1 protein-coding gene and 2 rRNA genes are annotated in these 9,895 nt (G+C 43.7%); all 3 read left to right on the top strand.

Translation table 11 applies throughout. The features are described 5' to 3' along the window. The first annotated feature begins 105 nt into the window (after positions 1–105). Positions 106–2,959: ribosomal RNA gene (locus AC2SLT_RS12860) — 23S ribosomal RNA — on the top strand. 151 nt (positions 2,960–3,110) lie between these two features. Further along, positions 3,111–3,224, top strand: a 5S ribosomal RNA gene (rrf, locus tag AC2SLT_RS12855). A 1,500-nt stretch (positions 3,225–4,724) separates the two neighbouring features. After that, positions 4,725–9,895: ESPR-type extended signal peptide-containing protein (locus AC2SLT_RS12850; RefSeq protein ID WP_486548049.1), on the top strand; the 5,171-nt coding region annotated here is incomplete at its 3' end.

Here is a 9,895-nt window from a genome sequence, read left to right as displayed (position 1 = left end):
TGTTATCCCAAGAGGTTGGTTACAAAGTAAAGAGAACTGAATCAAGCGTAAATTATCAAGGTGATATCGTTATAATTGCTGACTAAAGACCCTTTGGGGTTGTATGGTCAAGTAATTAAGCGCACATGGTGGATGCCTTGGCAGTCAGAGGCGATGAAAGACGTGACAGCCTGCGATAAGCTTCGGGGAGATGGCAATAATCTGTGATCCGGAGGTTTCTGAATGGGGAAACCCACCTAACGTAAGTTAGGTATCCTAATTTATTAGGAAGCGAACGAGGGGAAGTGAAACATCTCAGTACCCTTAGGAAAAGACATCAAACGAGATTCCCCTAGTAGCGGCGAGCGAACGGGGAGGAGCCGACTTAATTTTATGTAGAAGAACAGAGTGGGAAATCTGGCCATAGTGGGTGATAGCCCCGTATTCGAAACATAAATGCAAGCATATTAAGTAGTGCGGGACACGAGAAATCCTGTATGAAGATGGGGGGACCATCCTCCAAGGCTAAATACTCCTGACTGACCGATAGTGAACCAGTACCGTGAGGGAAAGGCGAAAAGAACCCCTGTGAGGGGAGTGAAATAGAACCTGAAACCGTGTGCGTACAAGCAGTGGGAGCCCACTTGTTGGGTGACCGCGTACCTTTTGTATAATGGGTCAGCGACTTATATTCTGTAGCGAGGTTAACCGTTAGGGGAGCCGTAGGGAAACCGAGTCTTAATAGGGCGTTTAGTTGCAGGGTATAGACCCGAAACCGAGTGATCTATCCATGAGCAGGTTGAAAGTGCCGTAACAGGCACCGGAGGACCGAACCCACTGTCGTTGAAAAGCCAGGGGATGACTTGTGGATAGGGGTGAAAGGCTAATCAAACTCGGTGATAGCTGGTTCTCCCCGAAAGCTATTTAGGTAGCGCCTCGGACGAACACCATTGGGGGTAGAGCACTGTTTCGGCTAGGGGGTCATACCGACTTACCAAACCGATGCAAACTCCGAATACCGATGAGTGATATCCGGGAGACACACGGCGGGTGCTAACGTCCGTCGTGGAGAGGGAAACAACCCAGACCGCCAGCTAAGGCCCCAAATTCCTAGTTAAGTGGGAAACGAAGTGGGAAGGCATAGACAGCTAGGAGGTTGGCTTAGAAGCAGCCATCCTTTAAAGAAAGCGTAATAGCTCACTAGTCGAGTCGGCCCGCGCGGAAGATGTAACGGGGCTCAAACTAGGAGCCGAAGCTGCGGATTTGAACATGTTTCAAGTGGTAGGGGAGCGTTGTGTAAGCCTGTGAAGGTGTGTTGTAAGGCATGCTGGAGGTATCACAAGAGCGAATGCTGACGTGAGTAACGATAATGGGTGTGAAAAGCATCCACGCCGGAAGATCAAGGGTTCCAGTCCAACGTTAATCGGGGCTGGGTGAGTCGACCCCTAAGGCGAGGCCGAAAGGCGTAGTCGATGGGAAATCAGTTAATATTCTGATACTTGTTTATGATGTGATGGAGGGACGGAGAAGGTTATACCAGCCTGGCGATGGTTGTCCAGGTGAAAGGATGTAGGCAGACTACTTAGGTAAATCCGGGTGGTTATATGCTGAGATCTGATAGCAAGCCAGTTTACTGGCGAAGTGGTCTATACCATGCTTCCAGGAAAAGCTTCTAAACTTAAGTCATAAACGAATCGTACCCTAAACCGACACAGGTGATCAGGTAGAGAATACCAAGGCGCTTGAGAGAACTCTGCTGAAGGAACTAGGCAAAATGGTACCGTAACTTCGGGAGAAGGTACGCTGCTGGTGGTGAAGCCCTTTGCGGTGTAAGCTACTAGCAGTCGCAGATACCAGGCTGCTGCAACTGTTTATTAAAAACACAGCACTCTGCAAACACGAAAGTGGACGTATAGGGTGTGATGCCTGCCCGGTGCTGGAAGGTTAATTGATGGGGTAAGCCGTAAGGCGAAGCTCTTGATCGAAGCCCCAGTAAACGGCGGCCGTAACTATAACGGTCCTAAGGTAGCGAAATTCCTTGTCGGGTAAGTTCCGACCTGCACGAATGGCATAATGATGGCAGCGCTGTCTCCAGCAGAGACTCAGTGAAATCGAAATCGCAGTGAAGATGCTGTGTACCCGCGGCTAGACGGAAAGACCCCGTGAACCTTTACTACAGCTTTACATTGAACTTTGACCTGACTTGTGCAGGATAGGTGGGAGGCTTTGAAGCAGATACGCCAGTATTTGTGGAGCCAACCTTGAAATACCACCCTGGTCATGTTGGGGTTCTAACTCAGGTATAACAATACCGAGGACAATGTATGGTGGGTAGTTTGACTGGGGCGGTCTCCTCCTAAAGAGTAACGGAGGAGTACGAAGGTGCGCTCAGAACGGTCGGAAATCGTTCAAAGAGTATAAAGGCAAAAGCGCGCTTAACTGCGAGACCCACAAGTCGAGCAGGTACGAAAGTAGGTCTTAGTGATCCGGTGGTTCTGTATGGAAGGGCCATCGCTCAACGGATAAAAGGTACTCTGGGGATAACAGGCTGATACCGCCCAAGAGTTCATATCGACGGCGGTGTTTGGCACCTCGATGTCGGCTCATCTCATCCTAGGGCTGAAGCAGGTCCTAAGGGTATGGCTGTTCGCCATTTAAAGAGGTACGCGAGCTGGGTTTAGAACGTCGTGAGACAGTTCGGTCCCTATCTACCGTGGGCGTTGGAAATTTGAGAGGATCTGCTCCTAGTACGAGAGGACCAGAGTGGACGAACCGCTGGTGTTCGGGTTGTCATGCCAATGGCATTGCCCGGTAGCTACGTTCGGATTGGATAACCGCTGAAAGCATCTAAGCGGGAAGCCAACCTCAAGATTAGATTTCCCTTAAGAGCCGTTCAAGACTAGGACGTTGATAGGCAGGATGTGGAAGCGCAGTGATGCGTGTAGCTAACCTGTACTAATTGCTCGTTTGGCTTGACCATACAACACCCAAGTGGTTTTAGTATGTTGCCAATTATTTCGATATCATCCTGATGATTGCTTATAAATAGCAACCTTGATTCAGGTTCTTGATACTATAGTCAATACAACGTTAAGTAAATAACTTAACCAACTCATATCTATACCCCCTTTGCTGACGACAATAGCACGATGGAACCACCTGATCCCTTCTCGAACTCAGAAGTGAAACATCGTCGCGCCAATGGTAGTGTGGTTCGCCCATGTGAGAGTAGGTCATCGTCAGCTCCCTATACCTAAAAGCCCCCCTTCATACGAAGGGGGGCTTTTTTTTTGCATGTTGTTTGATGGTGAATATGTCGCTTAGTAAAATAGCTGTCGTCTCTATATTGTATAGTCAAAGAAGTCTGAATTGCTTATAAGTCAACCGAGTGCAAGAACTACTGGAGCAAGCTTAATACTGTAATCGCTTAGTAGTTTGCGGACTACAGTTGAATGACTCTTATGAACTTAAGATTCCGCTTTAATTCTTCAATGGCTTCGTGACCAATATGATTTAGAGTGATATTCAAAGTCAATTACAATTTACTTTTCGTAGATCATGTAGTTTAAACATATCAGTGAGACTTAATGAAAATATATTATGATTTATAGTTTTTATTGGGGTATGTGGAATTTGGCGTGACGTACCTGATGATTTTGCAAGCTTGATACTACCTATATGGCTTATCGACGTCGGTTTAGGAGCAAATATGCTTGTTAAACTCTTTAAGCTTATGATTAAAGACTTAGAGCTTGTATGGATAATTATACAGGATGGCTATTATAAATCACATCAACATATCAGCGGCGAAAATGATAATTATTTTGGTCAATAAACGTGTAGCCAAACGTGCCACCAAAATTCATCTAGCGATAGATGCTCATGATAACCCTATTAACTTTATAATCCCTCGTAGTACCATTCATGATATTTGATTGGGACAGATTAATTAGAACAAGTGGATTTGAGTGATACGGCAACTGTACGGTTCTATTAAACAGCAATACAGTCGATTTAAAATTACAAATCTAAAAAACCGATACAGATAGAAGTATACCTAAAATAAGTAATTCTATTACAGGTAATAGCATGTGGACTTACAATTATATATGACTAGACATTAAATATGAAACCTTTGATAATTGAAAAGCTCCGTTTTATACCCATTAGATTCGATAAACTAAAGCTTAGTTATGGAAATAATGTAGCTTTAGTTTGCACTTATATTTGAATGAAATTATGTCTGTTCCACTCTCTCTAATTTAATTATTCCTTAATTATAAAGCTATATCTTATATTTTAAATATTAAAACTAACTTATGAAATGTGTTTAAAATTTAATGAATAGCTAAACCTCATTTATAGAAAATCGATTAATCTTAGTCTTATAAATTAAATATCTTAAGCTACACTATTAAAGGTTTGATACCCAGCACCTTGGTTGCACACTGTAATGTGATTGTGTATGATTGTTTTAATTTTTTTAAAATTATTAAAGTATTTTTAAAGTTATTAACATTCTTCATATATTGTTTACAAAGTTATAGATATCAAACGTTTGTTTGTAAAAGTTTACTAATAATAAGTTTTTGTAAATTAATAAGGGATGTTATTAAGTTTCGATTTTAAAAAATTAGATCATACATTTATTATCAAATCTTATGATTCTATAAAATATAAATAAACTTATTATTCAAATTTGCTAAAAATGCAATTTTGTAAAATTACCTGTAAGGAAAGTGCTAATGAATCATATTTATAAAGTTGTGTTCAACAAGACTACGGGGTCGTTTGTCGCGGTTGCAGAATACGCAAAAGGACGAGGTAAAAAGAGTAATCGTTCTACTACTAAATCATCAAGCTTTAGTAAAGGCAGTGTCGGTATTTTGAAGTTTCTAAAATTAGGTTTACTTACATTAGGTATTTTAAGTGCCTTAGGCATTAGTTCGCAGGCTATGGCCGCAAATGGTATATGTGTCGTTCCTAGCGTAAATGGAACAACAGCAACTAATACTGCTTCTGGACAAGTTGATGCAGGTTCAGACGGTCAAATAGCTTGCGGTGACGGCGCTACTACAGAAGCAGAAAATGCCATCGCAATCGGTAAGGATAGTTTAGCAACTGGGGTTAATAGTATAGCATTTGGGAATAACGCTAGAGTTTCATTAACTTCGAATGGTACAAATAGAGCGCCAAATTCTGTGGTAATTGGCACTAATGCTAATACAAACGATTATGAAAATATTGTTATTGGTCGTGATGCTAAAGCCATCAGTGAGGATAATGTACCCACTAGAGAAAGGGTGTATCAAAGTATTGTAATGGGCTCTAATGCAGAGTCTCAAGGCCATGGTAGTGTGGTTATTGGTAGAAATGCTATCGCTCAAGAGGCGAGTAGTTTAGCGATTGGACATGAAACGTATACCAGTGGTGCTAGCCCTGAACAAGTTGCCATCGGCTCAGAAGTATATGCTAATGGTCAGCAAAGTATTGGCATAGGTAATGATGTGACTGTTAATGGTGATTTTGCCATTGCCATTGGCACGCAAAGAAATGGCAATCGCTTACAAAGAGGTTCAAGTTCTGATGGTAATTACTCTGTATCAATTGGTGGCGGCTCTGGAGCTACAAGACATGTCGCTGAGTCGGATGGTCATTCATCCATTGCCATAGGAAGTAACTCTAAAACCGTCACTGGAGCGGCTAACTCAATTGCTCTAGGTTATGATTCAAGGGTTGAAGATACGGGTATCAATGCTACAGCTTTAGGCACTGGCGCTAATGCCAGCGTTGAAGATGGCGTTGCACTTGGGGCAAGATCTGTGGCAAGTCGAGATGTGTCATCTGTAAGTGGCTATGACGCCATTACGGGCACCAACTCTACGGATACGTCATCCACCTGGCGTGCCACAACGGCTGCTGTGTCAGTGGGGGATGGTACCAACTCAACAAGACAAATCACTAGCGTTGCCGCAGGTTCTGAAGACACTGATGCGGTGAACGTCGCGCAATTAAAAGCGGCAGATAAAGATACCTATTTCCATGTTAATGATGGGACGAATGGTGGTACTGGTGATGCAACAACAAATAACGGTAAAGTAAATGAAGCGGCTGGCGCTACTGGAGATGACTCCTTAGCGGCGGGTGTGAATGCCCAAGCTTCAGGTAATGGGTCAGTAGCCATTGGTTTGGAATCCAATTCTAGTGGAGCTAATAGTATTGCTATAGGTCAAGATGCCAAATCTAACGGAAATAACGCTACTGCGATAGGTACCGATACCGTCGCAAATACGACTTATGCAACAGCAATAGGTCGTTCAGCCAATGCAGATGGGTCTGGTTCTACTGCGATAGGTGGTGGAACCTCATCAGGTGCTGCAGTTGCACAGGGTTCAGGCTCTGTTGCTATAGGTGGTGGATATAATGGCAACCCTGGTGCTAAGGCATCCAATACTAGAGCGGTGGCAATAGGCAATGGATCTTCCGCAACATTAATTGATTCAGTAGCGCTTGGGTCAGCTTCAGTAGCTAATAGAGATGCACCTGCTGATAGCGGTTATGATGCAATCACTGGTACTAATTCTACAGATACTACATCAACTTGGCGAGCAACCACCAGTGCCGTGTCAGTTGGTGATGGAACAACAGTTACACGACAAATCACCAGTGTAGCAGCAGGGTCTAAAGATACCGATGCGGTTAACGTGGCTCAGCTTAAAGCAGTTGATAAAGATACGTATTTTCATGTCAACAGCACTGGCGCCACCCAAACGCCAAATGGCACTAACCTTGGCAAGTTAAATGACTTTGCTGGAGCGGGTGGTATTAATGCCTTAACGGCAGGAATTAATGCAACTGCTCTAGGAAATGATAGTATCGCCGTGGGTACTGATACTAATGTACAAAATGCAGACTCTATTGTCGTAGGTAACAATGCCAGCTCAAACTTAGATTATACCTCGGGCGGTGTTACGAACTCCCAAACTGGTGACATAGTTATCGGTGCAGATTCTGCAAGTTCTGTAACATATTTTTGGGATGCTCCCTCAGGTGCTGATTATTTAAACAGTCCTAATGTTGTTATAGGTAATTCGGCAACTACTAATAGTCCTGGTGGTGGGGCAGTGGTAATAGGTGATGAAGCTACTAACGAAACATTTTCTGGTATTGCTATCGGCAACAATGCAACTGTAACTGGCGTAGATGGACCTAATACTTTCAATGGCACTGGAGTCCAAGGTGGAGGGATTGCAATTGGTGCATATGCGCAGTCTTATTATACGGGCGAAACACAACCGGATGGTTCTAACGCGACTCCAGTTGCAATCGGTGCGCTTGCTAGGGCAACGGCTGATGGTGCTGTAGCTTTTGGTGAAGATACTTCATCTACTGAAACTAGAGCGGTTGCCATAGGGTCGAAAGCCGATGCGTCTGTGGACTATGGTGTTGCTTTAGGTGGTCTTTCAAATGCTGATAGAGTAGCCCTGACAACTGGTGCAGCGACTTCCAGCACTGCCTCTGCAGCAAGTGATACGGTTTATGCGCTTGATGAAGCCTCGCAAACAGATAAAGGTGCGATATCTGCAACTGTCAGAGGAGAGTATGGCGCAGTATCAGTAGGTAATACTGATAACACACGTCAAATTACTAATCTGGCTGCAGGTTCAGAAGACAGTGATGCAGTTAACGTATCACAACTTAAGTCGGTAGCAAATTTAGCTAATTCACCTTTAACATTTACTGGTAACACAAATGCTGATACTGGCACGGATGGAACTCAGCAAAGCCTTGGCAGCACTTTGAATATAATAGGGTCTAATTCAGCTATTGCTTTAGCTGAAGATAGCTCAAATACTGCAACTGAAGGTAATTATTCTGCTAAAAATTTACAAACCGTAGTGACCGATGGTCAGGTACAAGTACAATTTGCAGATAATCCAGAGTTCAATAGTGTGGTTATTGGTGATAGCAGTAATAACACAACACTAACCTCAACAGCTGATGGTCTAGATGTTGGCGGCGATAAAATTACCAATGTCGCTGCAGGTGAAGTCAGTTCCTCTTCTACGGATGCCGTTAATGGTAGTCAGTTAAATGAACTGGCCAATACACCGCTAACATTCTCTGGTGATACTGGTGCTGATTTTGATCGACAACTTGGGCAAACTGTTAATGTTGAAGGTGGTATCACCGAACCAACTTTATTAACTGATGATAATATTGGTGTTGTATCTGACGAAACAGATACACTAGAGATTAAACTTGCTAAAAGCTTAAAGGATTTATCGGATGCTACATTTGTAGATGCTACTGGCAATGAGACTCGAATTACTGGAGATGGTATTGCAATAACGCCGCAAGATACTAGTAAAGATAGGGTTAGATTAAATACTGACGGACTAGATAATGGTAACAATACCATTGTTAATGTTGCCGAAGGTGTGGCTGATACCGATGCCGTAAATGTTAGTCAGTTAGAAAGTGCTGTTACAGGTCTTAACGAAGAAGTTATTTCAAGTAATAAGTCTATCAATGTGGATGATAGTGGTACAACGACAGATGGTGCGACTATCTTCGATGTATCCGTTAATACTGATAATGATACATTAGTAACCGACGCCAATACTGGTGTTATCAGTGTGAATACTGGTGACGTTACTCAAAATTCAAGTACAGGTTTAGCAGAAACACCTAATGCTGATGCAATTGCTACTACTGGCGATGTGGTTGATGCCGTAAACAATTCAGGCTTTAATGCGATTGCGGGTAGTACAGGTACTGGTAGCACTACAGGGGTTGTGGCCGCAGAAAGTATTAAGAATCAAGACACAGTAACGTTTCAAGCTGGCGACAATATGGTGCTCGACCAAAATGGTTCAGTATTTACTTATTCAGTGAGTGAAAATCCTGTTTTTGAAACGGTCACAGCGACTAATTCGGTTTTAATTGGAGATACTGCAGGTGATAGTACAGAACTATCTTCCACAGCAGATGGTCTTAATGTCGGCGGTGATAAAATCAACAATGTTGCTAATGGAGTCATTGCCGACGGCAGTAAAGACGCTGTAACCGGTGACCAGTTATTCGACACCAACACTAATGTAGCCCAAGGCTTTAACGTTGGCGATGGTGATACCGACAACAACTACCAGCTTGGTGATACCGTTAATTTCACCGAAGCAGATGGCAATGTCATCACCACAACCACCGCAGATGGGGTCGAGTTTGGTTTAGCCGATCAGATTACAGTTGGCACAGCCAACCCAGTTACTATTAATGGTGATCAAGGTACAGTGAACGGTTTAACCAACACCACCTACGATCCCAATAACATCGTAACCGGACAAGCCGCCACAGAAGATCAGTTGCAACAAGCGGCTGCTGCTTCACAAGAAGAGGTCACCTCTGATGACGGGTCTATCACGGTTGATAGCTCAGCTACCAACGCAGATGGTGCGACCATCTTCGATGTATCCGTCAACACCGATGACACCACCATCACCAAAGATGCTGATGGTAAGATTACTGCAAACACCACGATCCTCAACACTAACACTGATGGTTCAGTATTCACCCCAACTGATGGCGATGAAAACAGCCTAGTGACTGCAGGCAGTGTGGCTGACGCTATTAACCAATCCGGCTTTAATGTTATCGCCGCAGGTAATGAGACGGGCGCCAGCACCACTTTAGTAACACCAGGGGATACAGTGACCTATGCTGCAGGCGACAACTTAACTGTTGTACAAGATGGCAGCAAGTTTACCTTTGCCACCGCTAAAGATGTTACCTTTGACAGTGTGACGGTTGGTCCTGTCACCATCGATAATACAGATGGTATCGATGCAGGCGACACTGCAATCACGGGTGTTGCTGCAGGCACTAACCCGAATGACGCGGTCAATGTCAGTCAATT

Source organism: Psychrobacter sp. CX18 (assembly GCF_057396215.1).
The sequence above is the reverse complement of the archived record's forward strand: the minus strand, read 5'-3'. Positions and strand labels throughout refer to the sequence as shown.